Annotated in this window: 19 protein-coding genes; 9 read left to right on the top strand and 10 right to left on the bottom strand. The window is 62.9% G+C overall.

Translation table 11 applies throughout. The features are described from left to right. Positions 1-51: 51 nt before the first annotated feature. The 4 genes from RAS12_RS08075 (at position 52) to RAS12_RS08060 (ending at position 3940) form a co-directional block, all read left to right on the top strand. A complete protein-coding gene (locus RAS12_RS08075) occupies positions 52-666 on the top strand; it encodes an ABC transporter ATP-binding protein (protein ID WP_306947060.1) in 615 nt (204 codons plus the stop codon). After that, positions 657-1457 carry an ABC transporter permease gene (locus tag RAS12_RS08070; RefSeq protein ID WP_306947058.1) on the top strand — a complete coding sequence of 267 codons (801 nt, stop codon included), beginning with the start codon at positions 657-659 and terminating at the stop codon, positions 1455-1457. Before RAS12_RS08075 ends, RAS12_RS08070 begins: the two co-directional genes overlap by 10 nt. Positions 1458-1700: 243 nt before the next feature. Beyond that, the gene (locus RAS12_RS08065) at positions 1701-3269 is read left to right on the top strand and encodes an ArnT family glycosyltransferase (RefSeq protein ID WP_306951348.1); all 1569 of its coding nucleotides are present in this window, start codon (positions 1701-1703) and stop codon (positions 3267-3269) included. Between the two features lie 41 nt (positions 3270-3310). After that, entirely contained in the window at positions 3311-3940 is a 630-nt protein-coding gene (locus RAS12_RS08060; RefSeq protein WP_306947056.1) for a VTT domain-containing protein, read from the top strand. Positions 3941-4049: 109 nt separating this feature from the next. Here the strand turns inward: RAS12_RS08060 and RAS12_RS08055 are convergent, their stop codons facing one another. Continuing rightward, on the bottom strand, positions 4050-6278 hold the full coding sequence (locus tag RAS12_RS08055) for an NADP-dependent isocitrate dehydrogenase (protein WP_306947054.1): 2229 nt from the start codon (positions 6276-6278) through the stop codon (positions 4050-4052). Between the two features lie 763 nt (positions 6279-7041). Here RAS12_RS08055 and ilvA point away from each other — a divergent pair. After that, the gene (gene ilvA / locus RAS12_RS08050) at positions 7042-8625 is read left to right on the top strand and encodes a threonine ammonia-lyase, biosynthetic (RefSeq protein ID WP_306947052.1); all 1584 of its coding nucleotides are present in this window, start codon (positions 7042-7044) and stop codon (positions 8623-8625) included. A gap of 13 nt (positions 8626-8638) precedes the next feature. Here the strand turns inward: ilvA and RAS12_RS08045 are convergent, their stop codons facing one another. Genes RAS12_RS08045 through RAS12_RS08025 form a run of 5 tightly spaced genes read right to left on the bottom strand, consistent with a single transcriptional unit; the run spans position 8639 to position 13145 of the window. Next, a complete protein-coding gene (locus RAS12_RS08045) occupies positions 8639-9565 on the bottom strand; it encodes a hypothetical protein (RefSeq protein ID WP_306947050.1) in 927 nt (308 codons plus the stop codon). A gap of 54 nt (positions 9566-9619) precedes the next feature. Beyond that, entirely contained in the window at positions 9620-10438 is an 819-nt protein-coding gene (locus RAS12_RS08040) for an ABC transporter ATP-binding protein (RefSeq protein WP_306947048.1), read from the bottom strand. A gap of 2 nt (positions 10439-10440) precedes the next feature. After that, positions 10441-10896, bottom strand: coding sequence for an azurin (azu, locus tag RAS12_RS08035; protein WP_306947046.1), 456 nt, complete (start codon positions 10894-10896; stop codon positions 10441-10443). A gap of 30 nt (positions 10897-10926) precedes the next feature. Then, on the bottom strand, positions 10927-12000 hold the full coding sequence (locus tag RAS12_RS08030) for a FecCD family ABC transporter permease (RefSeq protein WP_306947044.1): 1074 nt from the start codon (positions 11998-12000) through the stop codon (positions 10927-10929). Between the two features lie 5 nt (positions 12001-12005). Then, on the bottom strand, positions 12006-13145 hold the full coding sequence (locus RAS12_RS08025; protein WP_306947042.1) for an ABC transporter substrate-binding protein: 1140 nt from the start codon (positions 13143-13145) through the stop codon (positions 12006-12008). 193 nt (positions 13146-13338) lie between these two features. Here RAS12_RS08025 and RAS12_RS08020 point away from each other — a divergent pair, with 193 nt between their 5' ends. Both RAS12_RS08020 and RAS12_RS08015 read left to right on the top strand, forming a co-directional pair. After that, on the top strand, positions 13339-14022 hold the full coding sequence (locus RAS12_RS08020) for a response regulator transcription factor (RefSeq protein WP_306947040.1): 684 nt from the start codon (positions 13339-13341) through the stop codon (positions 14020-14022). Further along, positions 14015-15304 (top strand): sensor histidine kinase, encoded by a 1290-nt coding sequence (locus RAS12_RS08015; protein WP_306947037.1) that lies wholly within the window; start codon positions 14015-14017, stop codon positions 15302-15304. The genes RAS12_RS08020 and RAS12_RS08015 overlap by 8 nt, the downstream gene beginning before the upstream one ends. 96 nt (positions 15305-15400) lie before the next feature. On the opposite strand, the gene RAS12_RS08010 is transcribed toward RAS12_RS08015, so the two are convergent. Next, the gene (locus tag RAS12_RS08010; RefSeq protein WP_306947036.1) at positions 15401-17728 is read right to left on the bottom strand and encodes a TonB-dependent receptor; all 2328 of its coding nucleotides are present in this window, start codon (positions 17726-17728) and stop codon (positions 15401-15403) included. A 232-nt stretch (positions 17729-17960) separates the two neighbouring features. On the opposite strand from RAS12_RS08010, the gene RAS12_RS08005 reads away from it, so the two are divergent. Beyond that, positions 17961-19109 (top strand): acetyltransferase domain-containing protein, encoded by a 1149-nt coding sequence (locus RAS12_RS08005; RefSeq protein WP_306947033.1) that lies wholly within the window; start codon positions 17961-17963, stop codon positions 19107-19109. A gap of 8 nt (positions 19110-19117) precedes the next feature. Then, a complete protein-coding gene (locus tag RAS12_RS08000) occupies positions 19118-20206 on the top strand; it encodes a porin (RefSeq protein ID WP_306947031.1) in 1089 nt (362 codons plus the stop codon). A 51-nt stretch (positions 20207-20257) separates the two neighbouring features. Here RAS12_RS08000 and RAS12_RS07995 read toward each other — a convergent pair whose 3' ends face one another. Genes RAS12_RS07995 through RAS12_RS07985 form a run of 3 tightly spaced genes read right to left on the bottom strand, consistent with a single transcriptional unit; the run spans position 20258 to position 23483 of the window. Beyond that, positions 20258-21031, bottom strand: coding sequence for an SDR family oxidoreductase (locus tag RAS12_RS07995; protein WP_306947029.1), 774 nt, complete (start codon positions 21029-21031; stop codon positions 20258-20260). Next, positions 21028-22569: a class I adenylate-forming enzyme family protein gene (locus tag RAS12_RS07990; protein WP_306947027.1), complete on the bottom strand. Its 1542-nt coding sequence runs from the start codon at positions 22567-22569 to the stop codon at positions 21028-21030. The genes RAS12_RS07995 and RAS12_RS07990 overlap by 4 nt, the downstream gene beginning before the upstream one ends. Before the next feature lie 23 nt (positions 22570-22592). Further along, the gene (locus tag RAS12_RS07985; protein ID WP_306947025.1) at positions 22593-23483 is read right to left on the bottom strand and encodes an ABC transporter permease; all 891 of its coding nucleotides are present in this window, start codon (positions 23481-23483) and stop codon (positions 22593-22595) included. Position 23484: the final 1 nt, after the last annotated feature.

Raw genomic sequence — 23484 nt, 5'->3', positions numbered from 1 at the left:
AATGCCGGTTTGTCCTTTGCACACTCAGAAAGCGCGAGCGGGGCCGCTCGCATGGCTGAAGCGCCGCCCGTTCTCCGCTTGCGCGGCGTTTACAGTCAGCGCCTGTCTCCGGTCAGCCTGGACCTTGCGGCAGGCGAGTGCGCGGCCATCACCGGGCCGTCCGGGTCTGGCAAATCGCTCTTACTGCGTCAGGTAGCGGATTTAGATCCGGGGCACGGTGAAGTTGAACTGGACGGCGCTCCACGATCCGGCATGCGTGGATTTGAATGGCGGCGCAAGGTGGTCTATTGCCAGGCCGAGGCGGGCTGGTGGGATGATCATGTCGCGCCACATTTCACGGACCAGGAACAGGCGAAGGCCTTGACGCAAGAGCTGGGCCTGTCCCCAGAAAAGCTGGACGCTTTGGTGCATGAACTCTCTACCGGCGAACGTCAGCGGCTTGGGCTGGCGCGCGCGCTGGCGCAAACGCCGCGTGTGCTGTTGCTGGACGAACCCACGGCCGCGTTGGATAGCGAGGCGACCGCGCTTGTTGAACGGGCGATGCACCGGTATCTGGACGGCGGCGCAGCGATTTTGATGGTTACGCATAGTCCCGAACAGGCGCAGCGTTTGGCGCGCCGCGGCTGGCGCATGGAGCAGGGCAGATTGGAGCCGCTATGGACGTAATCAAATTGCAGGCGCTGGATCTGGTGATCGCCTCGTTCCTGGTGCTTTTATGTGCGGCGATTTCCTTCGCGCTGCGTTTGAATCTGCAACGGCAGGTCTTGTGGGCGGCGATACGCACGGTGGTGCAGTTGCTGCTGGTTGGCCATATTTTGCGGATCGTGTTTGCACACGCGGCGCCGTGGCTGACCGCCTTGGTGGTGGCCGTGATGATGGCGCTGGCCGCGCGTGAAGTGGCGGCGCGCCCCAAGGCGCGGCTGGCGGGCCATGGCAATGGCTGGGTGGGCACCTTGGCGGTGGCGGGCACAACGCTGATTACTGCGCTGTTCATCCTGAACACCGCGCTGCGCCCAGACCCCTGGTATGACCCGCGCTATGCGATTGCGCTGGTAGGTATTGTGCTGGGCAGTGTGCTGAATGCGGCCAGTTTGGCGTTGGATGGCGTGCTGTCGGGCGTACGCCGCGAAAAACTGGCTATTGAAGCGCGGCTGTCTTTGGGTGCAACGCCGCAGCAGGCATTTTCTTCGTTGTTGCGTGAATCAGTGCGGCGCGGCATCGTACCCAGCATTAACCAGATGTCGGCGGCTGGCATTATTACGCTGCCCGGCATTATGACCGGCCAGATTATTGCAGGCATGGACCCCATTGATGCGGCCAAGTATCAGATTCTGTTGATGTTTTTGCTATGCGGCGCCAGTGGTATGGCTGCAATGGGGGCGGCCTATGGCGCAATGCGCCGGCTGACTGACGAGCGTGGACGTTTGCGGCTGGACCGGCTGGCAGTATCCAAATAGGGCTTGAACAGGGCAATAACGTTTCGCCGGGCCGAGGCAGGGTCAGAAAATTGCTATTTCGATCAGAAATTTCATGAGAACTTGACGCGCCATTTTCCATAATGGCCGGGATTTCAGATTTTGATGAACGTTAGCCCTCCGGATTTCCATGCCATTTAAGTCTTGTCCGACCCGCTTTTCCTGCTTTGCACAGCCCGCCCATAACCTGGCTGCTCAGGAGCATGCGGCGTGAGCGCCGCCACAATGAAATCCGCCGCCCGCCCGCGTGACGCGCAATGGGTCTTTCCTGGTTGGGCGGTATTGCTGTGCCTGGCAGCATGGCTTGCCGCGCTGGCCTGGGCACGCTGGCTGACTCTGCCTGACGAAGGGCGCTATGCCGGTGTGGCCTGGGAAATGTTGCGCAGCCACTCGCCTATGGTGCCCTTGCTCGACGGCATGCCGTATTTTCACAAACCGCCCTTGTATTACTGGCTGGCCCAGATCAGCTACGCGCTGTTCGGCGTGCATGAATTCAGCGCGCGCGTGCCGTCGCTGCTCGGTGCGTGGGGCGCGGGTGCTGGGCTGTACGCCTTCGTGTCGCGCTATCGCAATGTGGCTCAGGCACGCTGGGCGGTAGTTATTCTAGGCCTGATGCCACTGTTCTTTGGCGCGGCTCAATTTGCCAATATGGACATGCTGGTGGCCAGCATGATCACGTTGTGCGTACTGGCCGCGGCCGATACCGCATTGCGGCGGGAGCTGGGGCGGCCATTTCGCGGCATGTCGATCGCGACAGGCGTCTTTGCTGCGCTGGCGGTGCTGGCCAAGGGGCTGATCGGGTTGGCGCTGCCGGGCGCGATTGTGCTGGCGTGGTTGCTGCTGCGGCGCGATTGGCGTGGCATGCGTGCCCTGTTGTGGGTGCCGGCGCTGCTGGCGTTCGCTGTGGTGGCCGTGCCGTGGTTCTGGCTGATGCAGGTGAAGTTTCCGGGTTTCTATCACTACTTTTTCGTCTACCAGCACTTTGAACGCTTTGCGCAGAGCGGCTTTAATAATGCGCAGCCGTTTTGGTTTTACGTGCCGATAGTGGCGGGGCTGGCCATGCCCTGGGCGATTTGGGGCGCGGCATTTTTCAAGCCCGCGTTCTGGCGCGAGGCTGACCCGCATGGGCTGCGGCGTTTGATGGCAATTTGGGTCGCAGTCGTAATGGTGTTTTTTTCCATTCCGCAATCCAAATTGATCGGCTACGTGCTGCCGGTGTTTCCCCCTTTGGCACTGCTGATCAGCGAGCGCATTGCGCCGGCCTGGGCGGCCGGTAAGCGCCGGGGGATACAAATTGCGACTGGTGTGGCGGCGGTGATTTGCCTGGCGGCAATAGTCGTGGCGGCATCTAATCCGCGGGGTAGCGTTGGCCCGGCGATGAACAATCTGCGGCAGGCTATGCAGGCCAAAGACCAGCACATTGCGCTGCATAGCCTGCCATTTGATTTAGGCTTTTACACGCAAGCCGAGCAACCGCAGTGGATCGTGGATGACTGGAAAAATCCGGAGATTCCCACCCGTGATAACTGGCGCAAGGAGCTTTACGATGCAGCGGAGTTTGACCCGGTCATGGGCAAGCGTGTGCTGATTAACGCCGAGGATATGCGGACCCGTCTTTGCCAGGCCTCGGATGGGACGAGATACTGGATCTGGGGCAACAAAGAAGACGGCTCGCGTTATGTGCCAATCAACGGTGTAGCGCCGAATTTCGCAGGCGATAAGTGGTTGGTCTGGCGCATTGATATTGATGCGGCTTTCCGTCAGCGGGTTTGCGCCGGCGTGCCGGCGGGTTAGGGTGGCGCGAGCCATGTACGGTTCAATAAGAATTGATGAGCATGACGGAACTATTTACGTGGTTGACTAGCGAGCAAGGCTTGATGGCGCTGTTGACCCAGAACTGGGTGCTGGGCACGGTCATCATTGCCGCCGTCATCTTTGTTGAGACGGGGTTGGTCGTGATGCCGTTCTTGCCAGGTGATTCATTGTTATTCGCGGCCGGTGCATTCTTGGGCGTGGCGGGCATCGATCCCCTGGTATCGCTGGCGGTAATCATCGCCGCCGCTATCGCTGGCGACGCATTGAACTACACCATCGCGTCGTCTCGGTTTGGGCAAAGGTTGGCGCATAGCCGATGGATCAAGCCCGCCCATCTGGAGCGCGCGCGCGATTATTTTGCGCGTTACGGCGCGATGACGATTACGGTGGCGCGTTTTGTGCCTATCGTTCGCACGCTGGCTCCGTTTGTGGCCGGGCTTTCACAGATGCCGCGCCGCACGTTTTATGCGTACAACGTGATTGGCGGCGTGCTGTGGTGTTCGTTGATGGTGATGGGCGGCTATTGGATGGGATCGATTCCCTGGGTGCGCGCAAACCTGCATTGGGTGTCAGTCATCATTATTGGCTTGTCCGTGATTCCGATGGGGCTGCACGGGCTGCAAGTGCGGCGGCAGGCCGCGCGCTCTTGATTCGGTAATCAATGGGGCAATCCACGGCCCAAGAAAAAGCCGGCAGCCCGATAAATGGGCTGCCGGCTTTTTTCATCATTGCGGCCGGGGCCGCAACGACGGGCAATGCTTAGCCGATAGAGGCCAGCACTTGGTTCAGCGTGGCGCTGGGGCGCATGGCCTGGCTGGCCTTGGCTTCGTTGGGCTGGTAGTAGCCGCCAATATCAACCGGCTTGCCTTGGGCAGCCTTCAGCTCTTCCACAATCTTGGTTTCGGCTTCGGCAAACGCGCCGGCCGCGCCCGCAAACTGGGCAGCCAGTGCGCGGTCGTCGGTTTGCGCGGCCACGGCCTGGGCCCAGTACATGGCCAGGTAGAAGTGGCTGCCGCGGTTGTCCAGGCCACCAACCTTGCGGTCCGGCGACTTGTTTTCGTCCAGGAACTTGGCGGTGGCTTGATCCAGCGTCTTGGCCAGGATTTGAGCGGTCGGGTTCTTGTACGTACGGCCCAGGTGATCCAGCGATTCCGCCAGCGCCATGAATTCGCCCAGCGAATCCCAGCGCAGGAAACCTTCTTCCAGGAATTGCTGCACGTGCTTCGGAGCCGAACCGCCGGCGCCGGTTTCAAACAGGCCGCCACCGGCAACCAGCGGCACGATCGACAGCATCTTGGCGCTGGTGCCCAGTTCCATGATGGGGAACAGGTCGGTCAGGTAGTCGCGCAACACGTTGCCGGTTACCGAGATGGTGTCCAGGCCTTCACGGATACGCTTGACCGAGAACTTGGTGGCTTCAACCGGGTCCAGAATGCGCAAGTCCAGGCCGCTCGTGTCGTGATCGTTCAGGTATTGCTTGACCTTGGCGATGACCTGGGCGTCGTGGGCGCGCTTTTCGTCCAGCCAGAAAACGGCGGGCGTCTTGGAGGCGCGGGCGCGGGTAACGGCCAGCTTGACCCAGTCTTGAATCGCGGCGTCTTTGGTCTGGCACATGCGCCAGAGGTCGCCGGCTTCCACGGCTTGTTCCAGCAAGACCTTGCCAGACGCGTCGGTGACGCGCACGGTGCCGGATGCCGGCACGACGAAGGTCTTGTTGTGGGAGCCGTATTCTTCAGCGGCTTGGGCCATCAGGCCAACGTTGGGCACGCTGCCCATCGTGACCGGATTGAAGGCGCCATGCTTCTTGCAGTCTTCGATGACAGCCTGGTAGACGCCAGCGTAGCTGCGATCAGGGATCACGGCCTTGGTGTCTTGCAGCTGGCCTTCGGCGTTCCACATTTTGCCGGAGTCGCGAATCATGGCGGGCATGGACGCGTCAACAATCACGTCGCTGGGCACGTGCAGGTTGGTGATGCCCTTGTCGGAATTCACCATGGCCAGTTGCGGCAGCGTCTTGTAGGCGGCGTCGATGTCGGCGGTGATGGCGGCTTGCTGGTCAGCAGGCAGCGATTGGATCTTGGCGTACAGATCGCCGATGCCGTTGTTGGCATCGAAACCGGCTTGCTTCAACACGGCGGCGTGCTTGGCCAGCACGTCTTTGTAGAACACGGACACAACGTGGCCGAAGATGACGGGGTCGGAGACCTTCATCATCGTGGCCTTCAGGTGCACCGAGAACAACACGCCGGTGGTCTTGGCGTCGTCGATCTGGGCTTGCAGGAAGGACTTCAGCTTGGCGGTCGACAGCACAGCGGCGTCGATGATCTCGCCGGCCTTGACCGGGGTCTTTTCCTTCAGCACGGTCTTCGTGCCGTCGGCGGCGGTCAGTTCAATCTTGACGTCGCCGGCGTCGGCGATCAGGGCAGACTTTTCAGTGCCGTAGAAATCGCCTTCGGACATGTGCGACACGTGCGACTTCGAATCAGCGGACCAGGCGCCCATCTTGTGCGGGTGCTTGCGCGCGTAGTTCTTGACCGACAGCGGAGCGCGGCGGTCGGAGTTGCCTTCGCGCAGAACCGGGTTCACGGCGCTGCCCTTGACCTTGTCGTAGCGGACCTTGACGTCGCGCTCGGTGTCATTGGCGGGGGCGTCCGGGTAGTCCGGCAGCTTGTAGCCCTGGTCTTGCAGTTCCTTGATGGCCGCCTTCAGTTGGGGCATCGAGGCGCTGATGTTGGGCAGCTTGATGATGTTGGCTTCGGGCTTGACGGCCAGAGCGCCGAGTTCGGCCAGCGCGTCGGACAGCTTCTGGCTGTCTTCCAGGTAGTCCGGGAAGAGAGCGATGATGCGGCCGGCCAGCGAGATGTCGCGGGTTTCGACCGTGATGCCTGCGGGCTTGGCGAATGCTTGGACGATGGGCAGCAGCGAACGGGTTGCAAGCGCCGGAGCTTCATCGGTGAGGGTGTAGATAATCTTCGGAGTAAGAGACATGATCCTTGAATCTGTTCGGCTGAGGCGCTTTCGGCGCAAACCCGAACATGCTATGCGGCGTACGCCGGTAGATGTTGTCGAGAGTGGGTTCGTATGAGCAGACGGCCCCCGCAAAAATAAAAACGTCTGTGGAAGCATCTGCTCAACATGGCGGGCGCCCGCTAATTCTTGGCTGGACGGTAAATTGCCGGGACGCGCTTAGTGTGCATGCACCGGTAAATTTCCGTCCGCCCGAAGCGGTACGTCTGCCACGAACCATCGATTGTAATACCGTGCTACCCCATCTCGCAGCGCAGGGAGGGCGGTTTGATCATGCAGCGGGCATTGAAAATCGACGATTTTATTGGGGACGTATTGTATCAGCCGTGCGAGCTACCGGCCAGGAGTCTAAGTGTCTCTAAAATCCGCCAACGTCTTTTAACGTCTGCGGAACGTATATTCGATTGCGCAATAAGGTTGGGCTGGAATACTTGGGACGGTATTCAGAGATATATATGGGGACGCATTGCTTGCGCGCTGAAGCGACCGGCTTTGCCCCAATGGGTGAGCGCCACATTCTTGGCCCTTACCGTTTGACAAACTGTGTGCGTTAGCGGAAAGTACGCCACATGACTTTCCGCGCCGTCCGCATTTCGCTGATTATTACCATCATTCCTGGAATGGTGGGTTAGCGCGCGACCGCAGTCAGTCACAGCCACCCGCCCCACGAGGCGGGTTTTTTGTGACCGCCTCTGCCGGGCAAGCCCCCAACGCAGAGAATCACATGCCCGCTAGCACCCCCGCCCATACCGCCGCCGACACCCCGGACTTTCAGCAAGGCAATGCCTCGCCAATGGAATACCTGCGCCAGATTCTGAACGCTCGGGTCTATGACATTGCCCGTGAAACCGAACTGGACCCCGCGCGCGGTTTGTCGGTGAGGCTGAACAACACCGTTCACTTGAAGCGGGAAGACAATCAGCCTGTTTTTTCTTTCAAGGTGCGCGGCGCCTATAACAAGATGCGCAACACCCCTCAAACGGCGCTGGACCGAGGGGTGATCACGGCGTCAGCCGGCAACCATGCGCAAGGCGTTGCTATTTCTGCCGCCAAGATGGGCGTGCAGGCCATCATCGTGGTGCCGCAGACCGCGCCGCAAGTCAAAGTGGACGCTGTGCGCGCACACGGCGGGCCGACCGTTACCGTGGTGCAGGCCGGGGATTCCTATAGCGATGCCTACGCTCATGCGCAGACGCTGGCGCAACAGCAGGACCTGACCTTCATCCCCGCCTTTGACGACCCGTACGTGATTGCGGGGCAGGGCACGGTAGGCATGGAAATCTTGCGGCAGCATCCGGGCGGTCTGGACGCGATCTTTGTTCCCATCGGCGGCGGCAGCTTGGCGGCGGGCGTGTCCACCTACGTAAAGACCATCAATCCCGGCGTCAAAGTGATTGGCGTGCAAACCCAGGATTCCTGCGCCATGGCGCAATCCATCAATGCGGGTGAGCGCGTCAATCTGGCCGAAGTGGGTTTGTTTTCAGATGGCACGGCGGTAAAGCTGGTGGGCGAGGAAACCTTCCGCCTGTGCCGCGAGTATCTGGATGAAGTCATTCTGGTGGACACGGATGCCGTGTGCGCGGCGATCAAGGATGTGTTCCTGGACACGCGCAGCGTGCTGGAACCCGCGGGCGCGCTGGCAGTGGCGGGCTTGAAGCAGTATGTAGAGCGCGAAGGGGTGCAGGGCCAGTCGCTCGTGGCCATCACGTCAGGCGCCAATATGAACTTTGACCGCATGCGTTTCGTGGCTGACCGCGCCGACGTGGGCGAGGCGCGTGAAGCGGTGTTCGCGGTGACGGTGCCCGAAGAACGCGGGAGCTTCCGCCGCTTTTGCGCCGTTATCGGCCAGCGCAGCGTGACGGAATTCAATTACCGCATCGCCGATGCCCGCACAGCGCATATCTTTGTCAGCATGCAGATCGCGCGCCGCAGCGAGGCCGCAGACATCATGCGGGCGCTGCAAGAGCAGGGCTTTTCAGCCAACGACCTGACGCACAACGAAGTGTCCAAGCAGCACATCCGCTACATGGTGGGCGGGCGTTCGCCGCTTGCGGGTGGTGAACGCCTGTTCCGATTTGAGTTTCCTGAGCGTCCGGGCGCCCTGATGAAATTTCTGTCGGCGATGGCGCCCAACTGGAACATCAGCCTGTTCCACTACCGCAATCAAGGCGCGGATTTCAGTTCGGCGCTAGTTGGCATCCAGGCGCCGCTGGCGGACAGCGCCGCGCTGGACCAGTTCCTGGAGCAACTGGGATATGCGCACGAGGAAGAGACGGCGAACGAAGCCTGCCGCCAGTTCCTGATCTGACATCAGCTGCCGCTCAGGCTGGCTTGCAGTTGGCCTTGCGCGGCAGTTGCACTCCGGGTTGCAAACGCAGACTGGCTTGGCCGCCGGCCTGCGTCAGTTGCAGGGCGCTGGCGCGCCATGCAGGCACGTCGTCATAGCGCACGTCCACCTTGGCGCCCGGGGCATTGGCGTTGCGATCGAATTCGATGTTTGGCAGTTGCAGGCAGGAGTCTTGCGTGTTCAAGCGTGCAAGCTCTTGGCCGTCGGCCAGGCGTACGGCGCGGAATTCCAGCGGGGTGGGAACGAACTTGGTCACCGCGGGCACTAGCTGCATATAGCCGTAAGCATCTTTGACGCGAGTTGCGGGCTGGACCTCGACCACGTCAGAACCCGGCGGCACGGCTAGATAGGCGACGTTGCCGTCGATGTCCAATAACCGGCCTTTGCCCAGGTTTGTCGTCTGCAAGGGCGCATGGCGGATCAGCACGGTTTCTTGCCAGGCGGTCTCGATGCGCGTCCAGCCGGCCAGGCGCGCATCCATGAAGCGGGTAGCGTGCAGCTTGTTTCGATCTGGCGATTTGGAAACATCGATGCGCTGCACGCGCAATGCGCCGTTGACCACTTTCAATTGCGCCAGAACCGAGTCAGCGCTGGAACTGTTGAAAAACGCCAGCACGCCATCGGGGTCCAGGACTTGCACGCTGCCTGGGCAAAAGAAGGCGCGGCTTGCCGTGCTCTTGGCGTCGGGGTAGAGCAGCAGCGCAACCTCCTTGCCGCAAAGCTTTATGCCCTGAAAGCTGATGGTCGTGTTGTTGAACTGTTGCCGTTGGCCGGTGTTCAAGTCGCGTTGGCTGGTGACGTCGGCTTGCACCACCAAGCCATCCTTGTTGTAGAGCGTACTGGCGGCCACGGAAGCTCCAAGGAAGTAGAGGGTTAGCGCCAGCGCACTGCGTCTTTTCATCTTGTGTCCCGTCGGTGGCATAAGCACTGAATATATACCGGACGGGACAGGTGTTCAGCTGACAGCCGCAGTCCGCCGTTCAGGTTCCAAGCTGCTGGCGGCCAATCCGTCCACATGCACTTGCGGCTGGCCCTGGGGGCAGCGCTCCACGCGAGCCCGCACGCCGTAGGCGCGGCGCAGGGTGTCTGGCGTCACGACGTGCGCCGGCGCGCCTTCGGCAAGCAGCGCGCCGCCGTGCAGCAGCAAGGCGCGGTCGGCATGACGCAGTGCGATGTTCAGGTCGTGCAGCACCACCAGCGTGATGAGCCGGTGAAGCCGAGTCTGCCGGCGCAGCACATCCATGACGTGAAACTGGTAGTTCAAGTCCAGCGCGGATAGAGGCTCGTCCAGCAGCAACAGGCGCGGACGGCGCACCAGGGCCTGGGCTAGCGAGGCCAGTTGTTTCTGGCCGCCAGACAGCTCGTCCAGGTAGCGGTTGGCCAGCGCGGCAATGCCAAGTTCCATCAGCACATCCATCGCGTCCGCCATCAAGGCATGGCCTGGCTTTCCGTGACGGCCAGAGCGGGCGGCCACCAGCACGGATTCAAATACCGTCATGTGTACGCCCTTGGGCAGTGCCTGCGGCATGTACATAGCTTGAGCTGCCCGCTGCGCGGCAGGCAAGCGGGCGAAGTCCGCGCCGTCCAGTTCAAGTTCGCCGCCCTGCATGGGGTTCAGGCCTGCCAGCGTCTTGAGCAGTGTCGATTTGCCGCTGCCGTTCGGGCCAAGCAGCGCGGTGACGGTGCCTTCAGGCAGGGCCGCCGCGTGCAGGTCGCGCAGCACGGAGCGGGCGCCGTAACCGGCGGTCAGCCCGCGGATGTGCAACTGCGTCATCGTCAGGGTTGCAGCACCAGCGTGCCGCGCATGTGTTGGGCGTGCGCCGGGAACGAGCAGTAGTAGGTGTAAGACTGTCCAGCCGCAAGACGGCTTACGGGGAAAGTGACGGTGGCGGTTTCGCCGCCGCCCAGCATGGGGGTCTTGGCCAGAATGCGGGCATCGCCGGGCGCCAGGAATTCATGCTCCGCGCCCGCTTTGATGCCGTCGACCATCACGCGGTCGATGTCTTCGGTCTTGGTCAGCACCCAGTTGTGGCCAGCCTTTTCTTTGCTGTTCTTGCCCGTGTGGATCAGGCGCACAGTGAAGTCCTTGCATGTGGACGGCACTACGATGTGGTCGGGGCCGAACTGCTTTCCGGGGCGGCCTTCCACGTCGATCGAGCAAGCGTCGGGGGCGGCATGGGCAGCGCCGGTCATCAACAAGGCAGCCAGCGTCAGGGTCAGGCGGGATTGCATCAAAAGGTCTCCTTATGGGGATGCGGGGCGTCAGGCGCGTTTGAGCGCACGCACGACGATGGTGAGGAAAAAGGGAATGCCGACAAGCGACGTCACGATGCCCACGGGGATCAGCGCGCCGGGCAGGACGGTCTTGGACGCCACGGAGGCCACGGACAGAATCAGCGCGCCAGCCAAGGCGCTGCCGGGCAGGTAGTAGCGATGGTCTTCGCCCAAAAGCAGCCGTGCGATGTGCGGCGCAACCAGACCGACAAAGCCGATCGTGCCGACAAACGACACAGCCAGCGCGGCCAATGCGCTGACGCGCAACAGACTGATAAGACGCAAACGCTTGACGTCGATGCCAAAGCTGGCGGCGCGTTCTTCACCCAGGCGCACAGCGGTCAGTTTCCAGGCGTCGCGCATGGAAAATGGCAACACCAGAGCGATGGCCGCCGCCATCACGGCCACGGTGGTCCAGTTGGCGCGCGCCAGGCTGCCCATGGTCCAGAACACAATGCCTTGCAATGCCTCTTCGCTAGCTACGAATTGCAGCAGCATCACGAGCGCCTGGAATGAGTACACCAGCGCGATGCCAAACAGCACCACGCCCAGCGTCGAGCCGCCGCGCCAACGCGCAACACGCTCCAGTATCAACACCGACAACAGCGTGCAGGCAAAGGCAGAGATCGACACCACCATGCCGGGCGGCAGCGCGGGCAGATGCCAGTCCAGCGTGATCGCCAGCGACGCGCCAAAGGCGGCTGCCGCCGACACGCCCAGCGTGTAGGGGCTGGCCAAGGGGTTGTCCAGCATGGTTTGCATCTCGGCTCCGCCCAGGCCCAGCGCCACGCCAACCAACAGCGCCATCAGCGCGTAGGGCAGCCGGAATTGCCAGACGATGACGCGCGTGCCCGCGCTTGCCGCATCCGGATGGAGCAGCGTGCGGAGCAGCTCGCCGGGTCCAAGTGCCGCCGGGCCGCTGGCGATATCGGCCAGCAGGCTGACCAGAATGGCCAGAGCAAGCAGACCGCCCACCAGCAGACGTTTTCGTACCGTGCGCCGGTAGATGCCGATGGCGTCGCCGGACGGCGGCGCGGCATGAATCGTAGTCAGGCTGGCCATGGCGATCAGTTGGCAGCAGCCGGCGCGGTCCAGTACGTGCCAGCCTTATCCGTGTCCAGGAATTGGCTGTACAAGGCGTCCAGCGTGCCTTCTGGATCAAGCGCGGCGGCGCGTTCGGGATAGAGCCACTTGGCCATGGCTTCAATGGCGGCCACGTTATAGGGCGAGTTGTAGAAAGCGTGCCAGATGCCAAAGGCGCGGTGCTGTTTGACGGCATCCAGGTCACGGATGCCGTCACGCGCAAGCAGCGTGCTCAGGCTGTTTGCCGAAACAGAAGCGGTGGCGCCAGGGCCGGCCAGCAAGCCAGGGCGGCCGGGTTCGGACCGGCTGCCTGTGGCGATGTAGACGTCGGGCTTGGCGTCCAGCAAGAACTCCAGGCTGACGTCGCCAATGGCGCCCGGCAACACGGGCGCGGCCACGTTGACGCCGCCAGCCGCTTCCAGCAGGTCTCCAAAACTGCCGTTGCCTGTTGAGTGGCAGCAGGCCGGCCACACGCCCGCCAGCATTTCCACGAAGACTCGAGGGCGCTGCGCCTGCGGCACCGGGTCCACTATCTGGCGTACTCGGGCCAGATGCTCTTGATAGAACGAGATATAGGATTCGGCTTGTGGCTCGCGGTCCAGCGTTTGACCCAGGATGCGCATGCTGGGCACGGTGTTTTGCACCGGGTGCTGACGGAAGTCGATAAAGACAATGGGTATGCCCGCTTCTTGCAGCGCGGTGATCATGGGGTTGTTGCGCCCAGGGCCATGGCCGCTCAAGCTGAACACGGCTACGTCCGGCTTCAGGGACACAATCTTTTCAGGGCTCACGCTGGCCTCGGACGTCTTGCCGATCAGGGGCACATCGGCGGCCTTCGGGTAGCGTTTGACAAGCTGGTTCCAGGAATAGGGGTCTTGCTGCTTCAACTCGCCTTGCCAGCCAACGACGCGGCCCACGGGATCGTCGCGGTCCAGCAGTGCCATCGCAAAGACAAAACGGCCTTCACCCAGCAACACGCGCTGCGGGTGGTCGGGCACCGTCACCACCCGGCCAGCCAGATCGGTGACCTGACGCGCTTGGGCGCCTGGCAGGGCGCAACACAGCGCGGCGGCGGCAACGGCTGCGCGCAAGAAAGTGAGTGGGCGGAGAGTCTGCGTACGCATCGGAAATCCTGGGTTGCGCCGTCCTCCGCGGGCTTGCGGGTAACGCGAACCATTCTTATCGGCAAGCAGTGTCGGCCAAGCCGTCTCAAGAAATTGTTAAGACGGTCTGAATGTGGCGGCCGCGCTGCAAACCGAAGCGGGACCCAGCCGCCACTTACAATATGAGACTGATTTCCATTTCCCGATCCTGCTCATGCGCGTTCTAGTCATCGAAGACGACCCCGATATCCTGGCCAACATCACGCATCACCTGACGCGGCGCGGCTATATCGTGGACTGCGCGGAAGACGGCCTGCGTGGGTATGCCATGGCGGCGACAGGTGATTTTGATCTGATCGTGCTGGACCTGATGCTGCCGCGCCTGGACGGCTACGAGCTGTGCCGCCGCCTGCGAACCGAGGCTGCCTGCAACACGCCCGTGATCATGGTGACGGCACGCGACACGCTGGACAACCGGCTGACCGGGTTTGACGCAGGCGCGGACGATTATCTGGTCAAACCTTTTGCGCTGGCCGAACTGGCTGCAAGAGTCAAAGCGCTGCTGCACCGCGCAAGCGGAGCGGGGGCGGCGCGCATCTTGCGTGTGGCCGACCTGAGCCTGGACACCAGCACGCTGGAACTATCGCGAGCAGGCCAGGCGCTGCGTCTGCCGCCATCGCCGCTGCAACTGCTGACGTTGTTGATGCGCGCCAGCCCTGCGGTGGTGCATCGCGCCCGGCTGGAAGAAGCATTGTGGCGCGATTCCCCGCCCGACAGCGACAGCCTGCGCACGCATATTCATCAAATCCGGCATGTGATCGACAAGCCCTATGACACGCCGCTGCTGCATACCGTGCATGGCATCGGCTACCAATTGCGGATCGCGGACGATGCCTGAGCGCACGCGGCGTACGGCCCGGCGCGGCTTGGCAAGGCATCTGGTGTTGACCTATGTGGTGCTGGCGCTGCTGGTGGCCGGCTTGTTGTCGTGGCTGTCGGTCTGGAGCGTCAGCAAGCTGGAAGCGCACTTGCAGCGCATTGATATGGGCATGGCGGTTGAGCGCGTGCGCGGCGATTTTCTGGCGGGCATCGACCCTGGCCGGCCGCATCGTTTCTTTCATGGTGATCCGGGCAGCGACGCGTTTCCCAAGTGGTTGCAGGGGCTGGCGCCCGGTTTCCACAAGATGGAGCGCGGCGGCCGCGTGTGGCACGTGATGGTCGACGACCTGGATGGCCAGCGCTACATGCTGCTGCGCGACTACACCGAATACGAGCAGAACCAGGTGGCATCGCACTGGGCCGCTGTCAGCGGATTGGCGGGCAGCCTGGCGCTGGCCTTCATACTGGGCATCGTGGCAACGCGGCGTCTGCTGCGTCCGTTGTCGCGGCTGGCGGCGCAGGTCAACACGCGCGGCGCGCAACCGCCGCAGACCCGGTTGGCCGAAGACTATCCGCCTGACGAAATCGGCCAATTGGCCGCCGCGTTCGACGCCACCTACAACCAGCTGGAACAAGCGCTGCGGCGCGAGCAGCTGTTCACCGCAGACGTGGGGCACGAACTGCGCACGCCGCTGATGGTGATCTCCAGCTCTTGCGAACTGCTGCGCGAAGAGCAGACTTTGGACGCGGATGGGCTGGCTCGGCTGGCGCGCATAGAAGCCGCAGCCTCTGACATGAGTGAGCGGCTGGATACCTACCTGATGTTGGCGCGCGGTAGCGACGCTGCCGACCTGTTCGCCCGTGAAAGCGCGCGGGCGACGGCGCAGGGGCAATTGGCCGCATGGTCCGCCGTCGCGCAGCGGCGGGACATGCTTCTGAGCCTGCAAGAAACCGAGCCAAACGCGCAAGCGCTGCTGTTTCCTGCCCCCTTGCTGCGCGCCGTGCTGTCCAACCTGATCCGCAACGCTTTGCAGTATGCGGGGCCGCACGCTGAAGTGGTCATCACCGCCGGTCCGGATTTCATGCAGGTGGCAGACAACGGCCCCGGCATCGCGGCCGAACGGCACGATGCCATCTTCAATCCCTTTGTGCGGGGCGAACAGCCAGATGCTGGCAACTTGGGATTGGGCCTGTCGCTCGTGCAGCGCATATGCGAACACCAGGGCTGGCGCGTGTCCCTGCAATCGCAGCCGGGGCAGGGCAGTGTGTTTCGGGTGGAGTTGGGGGGTGAGGCCGGTTGATCTTGAGACCGAAACTCGTCTGGCAATAACGTGTGCCGAGCGTTCTGGCGCGCCGGGCCGGAAACAGTTGGAGTCTGCTGTACCGGCCCAACCCCATCAAAACGCCAAATCCGCCGTGAACGTAACCGTGCGCCCCGCACCCGGCACGCCGTAGAGCTGAAAGCCGTCCAGCGATGCGCCCACGCGGCTGTAATAGAACTTGTTGAACAGGTTGTCCACGTTCATGCCCAGCGTCACGTTCTTGTTGAACTTGTAGCGCGCGGCGACGGAGTGCAGCCAGTAGGACGGCGCTTTTTCGTCATCGCGCACCCAGATCGGATGCGTGCCGGACGGGCCTGACACGGTGGCGCTGTTGTTGTTCTTGCCGCCCACATACTTGTTGTCGGTGTAGCGGCGTTTTCCCACGTATTGCGCGCCGTAGCTCAACGACAGTTCGTCTGTGGCGGCATAAGTGGTCCACAGGTTGAAGGTCAGGTCGGGGACGTTCTTGGCTTCTTCACCCTCATTGGCGCCTTTGGTGATGCGGCTTTTCATGGCGCTTACGCCCGCAAAGGCGGACCAGCGCGGCGTGATGTTGCCTGACAAACCCAGTTCGATGCCGTCGACGCGTTTGGCGGGCAGGGCGCGCACCACATCGGTGGCGTCGTCGCCATATTCCCAAGAGTCAGTGAGCTCGGTACGGAAGAGGGCGCCGGTCAAGGACAGGTCGCCGCCAGCCACGTCCCACTTCGTACCCAGTTCCCAGGTTTTGGAGACGGCGGGTTTGTACGTGTCGGTGCTGGTGGCGCCGTAGATATTGTTGTTGGTGGACGCGCCCAGCGCCGATGGTTGCGCGGCCTGGCTGTAGGCCGCATAGACGCTGCCGTATTCCACCGGTTTGTAGGTCAGGCCGACGCGGCCGCTCCAGGCGCCGTCTGTCACGCGTTGAGTCGCCGCGCCAGTGACCTGCGTCACGCGGTAACGGTCGTAGCGCAATGCGCCTTGCAGCATCCATTGCGGGTTGAAGGTCAGGGTGTCGCCGACATACAGGCCGGTGTTGAAGATCTCGGCCTTGTTGCCGGAGTTGCCTTTCAAGGTGTCAACGCCGCCCATATCCACGCCACCCGTGTTGCGCAGGTCTATCGTGGGATTGGTGGATGGTGCGCGGATGGTACGCGCGTGGTCGCCGTAGGTTTCCTTGTAGAACTCCAGCCCCGTCACAACGGCGTGCTTGATGCCGCCCGTGTGGAAGTCCAGGTTCAGGTTGGTCTGGTTGGCCAGGATGGTGTAGCGCTTGGACGTGCCAAAGTCGTTGCCGCGCAGTTGCGCGTAGGGCGATGGATCAGTCAGCGATTGATACCCGCTATAGGACGGTATGCCATCGGCGCTGTTGACCAGTGGCCCGGCGCCGACATAGCCGTAGGAGGTGCGCGACGTGGAGTTGAAGCGCGCGGGAGCCAGCACGCCGATGCGATCGGTCTGCTGCCAGCGGCTGATATTGGACAGCCGCGCTTGTTGGGTGAAGTCGTGTTCGACTTTAAGCGTGGCCTGGTCGGTGCGGGTTTGTTCGGTATACAGATCCGGGTCGCCATACCAGGCGTTGCGCGCCACGTTGGGCATGCGCTTGCCGCCCGTGCCGCGCTGTATCGGCACGCCGCCGTCGGGGATGTTGTCGTCTTCCTGATGCAGATAGTTCAGGGTCACACGCGTGGGCGTGCCCAGACCCATGGCCAGCGACGCTGCCATCCCGTAGCGGTCAAACTCCGTCACATCGCGATCAGCCACGCCGTTATGGTGGCGCATCAGGTTGATGCGCAGCGCAGAGCTATCGCCCAGTTCCTGGTTCAAGTCGGCAGTGATGCGGCGGTAATGGTCCGTGCCCAGCCCGCCAGACAGCTTGTAGAAGGAACCCAGGCGCGCTTCTTTGCTGGCCAGATTGACGCTGCCGCCCACGGCGGACACACCGGACTCGATGGAACCCGTGCCTTTGAAGACTTCAGCTTCTTCCAGATTGAAGATGTCGGTCCGGCTGGACAGGCCAGCGTCGCGGATGCCGTCGACGGTAATGCTTTGTTCGGCGGAGAAACCGCGGATAGTGAACATGTCGCCCCAGCCCAGATTGCCTTCACCCGAACTGAAGGTGATTCCGGGCACGTTACGCAGCACGTCTTGCAAGCTTTTGGCTTGCTGCTCTTCCAGCACTGCCGCTGGCACAACCGTAATGCTTTGCGGGGTGTCCAGCAGCGGTTCGGTGAATTTTCGGGATTGCACGCGATCCGCCTTGTAGGGCGGGGCGTCGGCCTGCACGGTGACTGGCGCCAACACGGGGGTGTTGCTGGCGGGCTGGGTCTGCGCATGCGCTTGGGTGGTCGCGACGGCGCCTAGCGCCATGCTTAGAGTCTTCAGGGCAAAGCCGCCCTGGACGTGATTTTTGTAGTGCGCCATGTGGGATCTTAAGTGCCTCAATGAGAATCGTTTCGGATTCTAAGGAGGCGCGTCTCAAGATCTTGTTAAGACGGCGGGCGGGCGGATGCGAGCCAAGCCACGCCCAAAGACACAACAAAAATTCAGCTAGATATAAGAATGTTATTACATTACACTGCCGGCTCTTTTCAGCTGTTGACGTTTCGCGTGCGCCCGAAAGGGCGTCGGCCGCGCCGTCTTTACCTCATTCATCATGCTCGCATCCTCGCCCTCAACACGCCTGCGTTCCATCGACGCCTTGCGCGGTCTGGTCATCGTCATCATGTTGCTGGACCACGTGCGCGAGACCTTTTTTTTGCATCATCAAGTGGGCGACCCGATGGATGTGTCGGCCACCGACCCGGCGCTGTTCTTTTCTCGTCTGCTAGCGCATTTGTGCGCGCCGGTGTTTGTACTGCTGACCGGGGTGTCGGCCTGGCTGTATGGCGCAAAGGCTGGCAGCCGCGGCGCAGCGGCCGGATTTCTGGCCAAACGCGGCCTGTTTCTGGTGCTGCTTGAAGTGGTGGTGGTGAATTTTGCGTGGACGTTCCAGTTCCCGCCGTCCGTCGTGTACCTGCAAGTGATCTGGGTGATCGGCCTGTCCATGCTGTCGCTGGCCGCGTTGCTGTGGCTGCCGCGTGCGGCGCTGGTGGCGGTGGGCGTGGTGCTGGTGGCTGGCCACAATGCGCTGGATGGCCTGCATTTCGCGGTGGGCGAGGCCATGCATGTGCCTTGGGCGGTGTTGCACGACAGGGGCTGGATTGTATTGAGCGACACCATGCGCTTGCGCACGTCTTACCCCTTGCTGCCGTGGATTGGCGTGATCGCGTTGGGTTATGCGGCGGGGCCTTGGTTCAAGGCGGCAGCGGCGGTGCGTCAGCGCCGGTTGTGGCTGTCAGGACTTACCGCCTTGGCGGGATTTGTGGCGCTGCGTGCAATCAACGGATATGGCCAGGCGCAGCCTTGGGGCTTGCAGGACGACGCGCTGCATACCGCGATGAGCTTCCTGAACATCACCAAGTACCCGCCGTCGCTGATGTTCCTGTTGCTGACGCTGGGTGTGGGCTTGTGTCTGCTGGTCCTGATTGAACGCGCACAGTCCGCCGCTTGGGTGCGTGTGTTGTGCGTATTCGGCGCCGCCCCGATGTTCTTCTATCTGCTGCACCTGTACGTCTTGAAGCTGCTGTATCTGGCGGGCGAAGGCGTGTGGGGCTTGAACCAAGGCAAGTATTTTGGCGTCGACGCAATGTCCAGCGTCTGGTTGATATCGGCGCTGCTGGCCGTGGCGCTGTATTGGCCGGTGCGCTGGTTCGGACGCCTGAAAGCCGAACGCCGCGATATCGCTTGGCTCAAGTATCTGTGAGGTTTGCCATGCGGTTGCGGAACCTGTCGGCGGGTCTGGCCGCCTTGATGGCGCCTTGGACAGCCGACGCCCAACAAAGCCCGGTCACGCTGTACGGCGTGGTGGATCTGAGCCTGGTGGGGTTTTCGACCGAAGAGCGCGGCACGTCGTTGAACATGCAGTCGGGCGTGCAGTCGGGGTCGCGCTGGGGGCTGCGCGGCAGCGAAGACCTGGGTGGCGGTATGCGAGCCAATTTCCAGCTGGAAAGCGGCGTTCTTGCCAATAACGGCAAGTCTGCGCAGGGCGGCCGCTTATTCGGACGGGCGGCGTGGCTGGGGGTGTCGGGCGGCTTCGGCGATATCCGGTTTGGCCGCCAGACCTCGGTGTCGTCCGCGACATTGGCGGACTACGACGCCTTTCTGGCTTCCTACCTGATCACCGGCGCGCAGACGGCGCTGTTGCCCTACAACGCGAATCGCGCCGACAACACGGTCGCGTACTGGTCGCCGTCGGTAAACGGGCTGCGTGCGGGGGCCGACGTCAGCCTGGATTATGACGGCGGCGGCGGATTCCAGACGGGCTCGACCAACAAGCTGTACAGCGCCGCGCTGATCTATGAACAGACGGCTTACGCGGTGACGGCTACGTATGAAGGTGCGCGCTGGGCTAACGGCACGGCGCAGTCCGCTGCGATGGCGCGGGCGGGCGCCGTCCGGCAACCCGACGCGTACACGCTGGCGGGCCGCGTCACCGTGGACGCTTTCACCTTGTATGCGGGCTGGTCGGTGATGCGCAACGGGTCGACGATACCTGCCGTGCCTTCGCCGGGACAGCGCGTCTACTTTCCGGGCAGCACCGTGCATGGCGTGATGGCGGGCGCTGCGTGGCGCTCGGGCGCCAACACCGTGATGGCGTCCTGGCAAGGCAGCCTGCCAGGAGGCGGGGTGTTGGCACGCGATGGCGCGACGCACACGCAGCAGATCTATTCAGCCGGTTATGGATACGACCTGTCCAAGCGCACGAATCTGTATGCCATCTATGGCTACATGCGCGGCGCGTGGTCAGATCCGTCTTGGCACCAGTCGCAGTATGCGGTGGGCATGCGCCATCGGTATTGAATGTGCGGCACCCGCAGCCGATCATGTCTCGCCGGAGCGCCATTGCCTGTCTTACAGACGCTGTCCTCCGGTGGCATCGATGCTTTGCCCGGTTACCCAACGGCCTTCGTTGGACGCCAGAAAGGCGACGATATCGGCAATGTCTTCGGGTTGCCCGACCCGGCCCAGCGCGATGGTCTGGGCGATGACGCGAGCGGTTTCGGGGTCGCGGGCGCGCTGGTTCAAGTCGGTTGCCGTGGCTCCCGGCAAGACCGCGTTGACGGTAATGCCGCGAGCGCCCAATTCGCTGGCCAACAGCAGCGTCAGCGCTTCAAGACCGGCCTTGGCGGGCGCGTAGACGCTCATTTCGGGATAGGCGGCCCGCGTGCCCATCGAGGAAATGTTGATGATGCGGCCCGGGTTGCGCAGAATGGGCAAGCAGTGCTGGATCAGAAAGAAGGGCGTCTTCAGGTTGACCTGCAGAACACGGTCAAAGCCTTCGGGGGTGACGTCGGCCAGGCGCGCGCGCAAACCGACTCCGGCGTTGTTGACCAGGATGTCCAGGCCATCGTCGCCGTTGCGTTCGCGCAGCGTCTTGCGCAGATCGCCGGCCAGGGTTGCGGCCGCGTCGGGATCGGACAGGTCGGCTTGCAAGGCCCAGGCTTGTCCGCCTGCGGCGTGGATAAGGCCGACGACCTCATCCGCGGCGTCGCTGGCGGCGTTGTAGTGCACGGCGACGTGCGCGCCGCGGCGGCCCAGGGCCAGCGCGATGGCGCGGCCAATTCCGCGGCTGGCTCCGGTGACAAGTGCCGTCTTGCCGGTCAAGGTATCAGGGGTTGGGCTCATACGGTCTCCGTTTCAGATTGGGTCCAGGCTTGCTGTGCTTCCAGCGCGCGGGCTTGCAGCAGCAGCGCGTTGCGGTCGACTTTGTTGGTGCCAGCCCAGGGCAGCTCGTCCAAAAAGCGGATGCGCCGGGGATGCTGGTAGGCGGGGCCATTGGCCAAAGCATGGCGCTTGAGCGCGTCGGCATCCAGCGTGCTGCCGTCGCGGCGAACGACGAAGGCGACTGGGATATAGGCGCGTTCTTCGTCGGCCAGGGGCACGACGCAGCTCTGACGCACGTCTGGATGGGACTCCAATAGTTTTTCAACTTCGACCGGGTAGATGTTCTCGCCGCCGCAGACGAACATGTCGTCGGCCCGGCCGACAAAATAGTAGAAGCCGTCTGCGTCGCGGCGCATGACGTCACCACTGTAGTACCAGCCGTCCTGCAGCACCTGCGCGCTCTTTTCAGGCAGGTTGTGATAGCCCGACAGCACCGCCGGGTTCTTCATCAGCAGCACGCCTTCGTCGGGGCTGGGGCCATCGGCCAGCCGGACTTGCGCCGGGTCCAGCGGGTGCCCGACCGCAAGCGGCGGCGTGGGCAATCCTGCGGGATGGGGGCCGAACACAGCTGGGCCCGCCTCCGTCGTACCGTAGCCGTGGGTGATACGCACCTGCGGCAGCGCTTGTTGAATGCGCTCCAACAGCGCCACCGTCATTGGCGCCGAACCCAGCATGACGCGGGCGAGCGCCGACAGGTCGCGGTCGCGCAGCAGTGCGGGGTCTTTGACCAGACGCGCGAACATGGTGGGTACGGCCGTCAGCACAGTGATGCGGTAGCGCTCCAGCGCATCGGCGTAGGCGTTCACGTCGAAGCCGGGCTGAATCACCAGCAGGCTGTTGCTGGCAAACGCGCGTTTGGCCATGAACAGGCCGTTCATATGGAACAGGGGCTGCGCCAGCAGATAGTGTTCCTGTGTGTTTTGCGGGGCGGCGGCGCCAGCTGTGGTGGTCAAGGCCCAGAGCTGGCCCGCATGCGTCAGCGGCACGCCTTTGGGCTTGCCGGTGGAACCCGACGTGTACAGCATCTGCGCCACGTCTTCGTGTGCGGGCGCCACGGTGTCAAAGCCTGCGGGCGTGATCTGCGCGGCAAAGCCGCCGGGGCTGGCATCGTCGAAATCCAGTACTGGCACGGTGGCCTCGAACGCGGCGCGCCGGGGGCCGTCCACAAAGGCCAGAACGATATCGGCATCGCGGATCACGTAGTCGATGTTCTCTTGTGACTGCTTGATGTTGATCGGCACGGCAACAAAACCGGCGCGCATGATGCCGAAGTAGGTGATCAGGTATTCGGCGCGGTTCAGCGCGGCAATGGCAATGCGCGCACCGGCGGGCAAGCCGCGCGCCGTCAGCCACGCGGCCACGCCGCCCGCCAATTGATGGACTTGCCCGTGCGTGTAGCGGGCGGGTGCGTCCGCCGCGCGCAGATCGATGATGGCGGGTAGGCTGGCGGGCCGGTTCGGATCAGCCAGGTCGCCCAGGTTTTTGAGAGGATGCGTCATAGAGAAATTCCGGGAGTTGCGGCTCAACGCTTTTGCAGCTTGGGGTTGAGCGCGTCGTTCAGTCCGTCGCCAACCAGGTTCAGCGACAGCACGGCAAGCATGATGGCCACGCCGGGTACGGCGCAGATGTACCAGGATGATCGGATCAGGCTGCGGCCTTCGCCGACCAGCCGGCCCCAGCTGGCAATATTGGGATCGCCCAGGCCCAGGAAAGACACCACCGACTCGTACAGAATGGCGCCAGCCACGACCAGCGACGACATCACGATGACGGGCGGCAATGCGTTGGGCAGGATTTCGGCAGCGGCGATACGCAGCGGGCTCATGCCGACGGCGCGGCAGGCCTGCACGAATTCACGTTCTTTGAACGATAGGAATTCGGCGCGCGTCAGGCGCGCGATGGGCGGCCAGGACACCAGCCCCACTGCCAGTGTGATGGTTTCGATGTGCGGGCCCAGCACCGACACAATAGTCAGCACAAAGACCACGTTGGGAATGATCTGAAACAGCTCGGTGACGCGCATCAGCACTTCGTCAATCCAGCCGCCCGACCACGCGGCGGCCGCGCCGATGCTCACGCCGATCAGCGTGGCGGTGGCAGCAGCCACCAGGCCGATCAGCAAGGTAGCGCGGGCGCCGTGGGCGATCAGCGCGGCAATATCGCGGCCCATGGAGTCCGTGCCCAACGGATAGCGCCAGGATTCAAACGGCCAGATTTCGGGCGCGCCGACGATGCGCAACGGGTTCACGGGATACAGCCAGCCGGCGCTGGCGGCCAGCAGGACGATCAGCAACAGCACGATGGCGCCCGCGACCGCGCCTCGATTGCGCGCAAAGCGGGCCAGAAAAGAGGCCGGGCGATGGCTGACCGGTACGACAGCGGCAGGCGCGGCCAGGGAAGGGGATACGGACATG

The organism is Achromobacter seleniivolatilans, assembly GCF_030864005.1.
In the GTDB taxonomy this organism is placed as follows: Bacteria; Pseudomonadota; Gammaproteobacteria; order Burkholderiales; family Burkholderiaceae_B; genus Achromobacter; species Achromobacter seleniivolatilans.
This window is presented reverse-complemented; position numbering and strand designations above follow the sequence as displayed.

Bases quoted from the DNA above. Each gene is read 5' to 3' on its own strand.
- RAS12_RS08075 (WP_306947060.1), top strand. From the start codon at position 52: ATGGCTGAAGCGCCGCCCGTTCTCCGCTTGCGCGGCGTTTACAGTCAG.
- RAS12_RS08070 (WP_306947058.1), top strand. From the start codon at position 657: ATGGACGTAATCAAATTGCAGGCGCTGGATCTGGTGATCGCCTCGTTC.
- RAS12_RS08065 (WP_306951348.1), top strand. From the start codon at position 1,701: ATGAAATCCGCCGCCCGCCCGCGTGACGCGCAATGGGTCTTTCCTGGT.
- RAS12_RS08060 (WP_306947056.1), top strand. From the start codon at position 3,311: ATGACGGAACTATTTACGTGGTTGACTAGCGAGCAAGGCTTGATGGCG.
- RAS12_RS08055 (WP_306947054.1), bottom strand. From the start codon at position 6,278: ATGTCTCTTACTCCGAAGATTATCTACACCCTCACCGATGAAGCTCCG.
- ilvA (WP_306947052.1), top strand. From the start codon at position 7,042: ATGCCCGCTAGCACCCCCGCCCATACCGCCGCCGACACCCCGGACTTT.
- RAS12_RS08045 (WP_306947050.1), bottom strand. From the start codon at position 9,565: ATGAAAAGACGCAGTGCGCTGGCGCTAACCCTCTACTTCCTTGGAGCT.
- RAS12_RS08040 (WP_306947048.1), bottom strand. From the start codon at position 10,438: ATGACGCAGTTGCACATCCGCGGGCTGACCGCCGGTTACGGCGCCCGC.
- azu (WP_306947046.1), bottom strand. From the start codon at position 10,896: ATGCAATCCCGCCTGACCCTGACGCTGGCTGCCTTGTTGATGACCGGC.
- RAS12_RS08030 (WP_306947044.1), bottom strand. From the start codon at position 12,000: ATGGCCAGCCTGACTACGATTCATGCCGCGCCGCCGTCCGGCGACGCC.
- RAS12_RS08025 (WP_306947042.1), bottom strand. From the start codon at position 13,145: ATGCGTACGCAGACTCTCCGCCCACTCACTTTCTTGCGCGCAGCCGTT.
- RAS12_RS08020 (WP_306947040.1), top strand. From the start codon at position 13,339: ATGCGCGTTCTAGTCATCGAAGACGACCCCGATATCCTGGCCAACATC.
- RAS12_RS08015 (WP_306947037.1), top strand. From the start codon at position 14,015: ATGCCTGAGCGCACGCGGCGTACGGCCCGGCGCGGCTTGGCAAGGCAT.
- RAS12_RS08010 (WP_306947036.1), bottom strand. From the start codon at position 17,728: ATGGCGCACTACAAAAATCACGTCCAGGGCGGCTTTGCCCTGAAGACT.
- RAS12_RS08005 (WP_306947033.1), top strand. From the start codon at position 17,961: ATGCTCGCATCCTCGCCCTCAACACGCCTGCGTTCCATCGACGCCTTG.
- RAS12_RS08000 (WP_306947031.1), top strand. From the start codon at position 19,118: ATGCGGTTGCGGAACCTGTCGGCGGGTCTGGCCGCCTTGATGGCGCCT.
- RAS12_RS07995 (WP_306947029.1), bottom strand. From the start codon at position 21,031: ATGAGCCCAACCCCTGATACCTTGACCGGCAAGACGGCACTTGTCACC.
- RAS12_RS07990 (WP_306947027.1), bottom strand. From the start codon at position 22,569: ATGACGCATCCTCTCAAAAACCTGGGCGACCTGGCTGATCCGAACCGG.
- RAS12_RS07985 (WP_306947025.1), bottom strand. From the start codon at position 23,483: ATGTCCGTATCCCCTTCCCTGGCCGCGCCTGCCGCTGTCGTACCGGTC.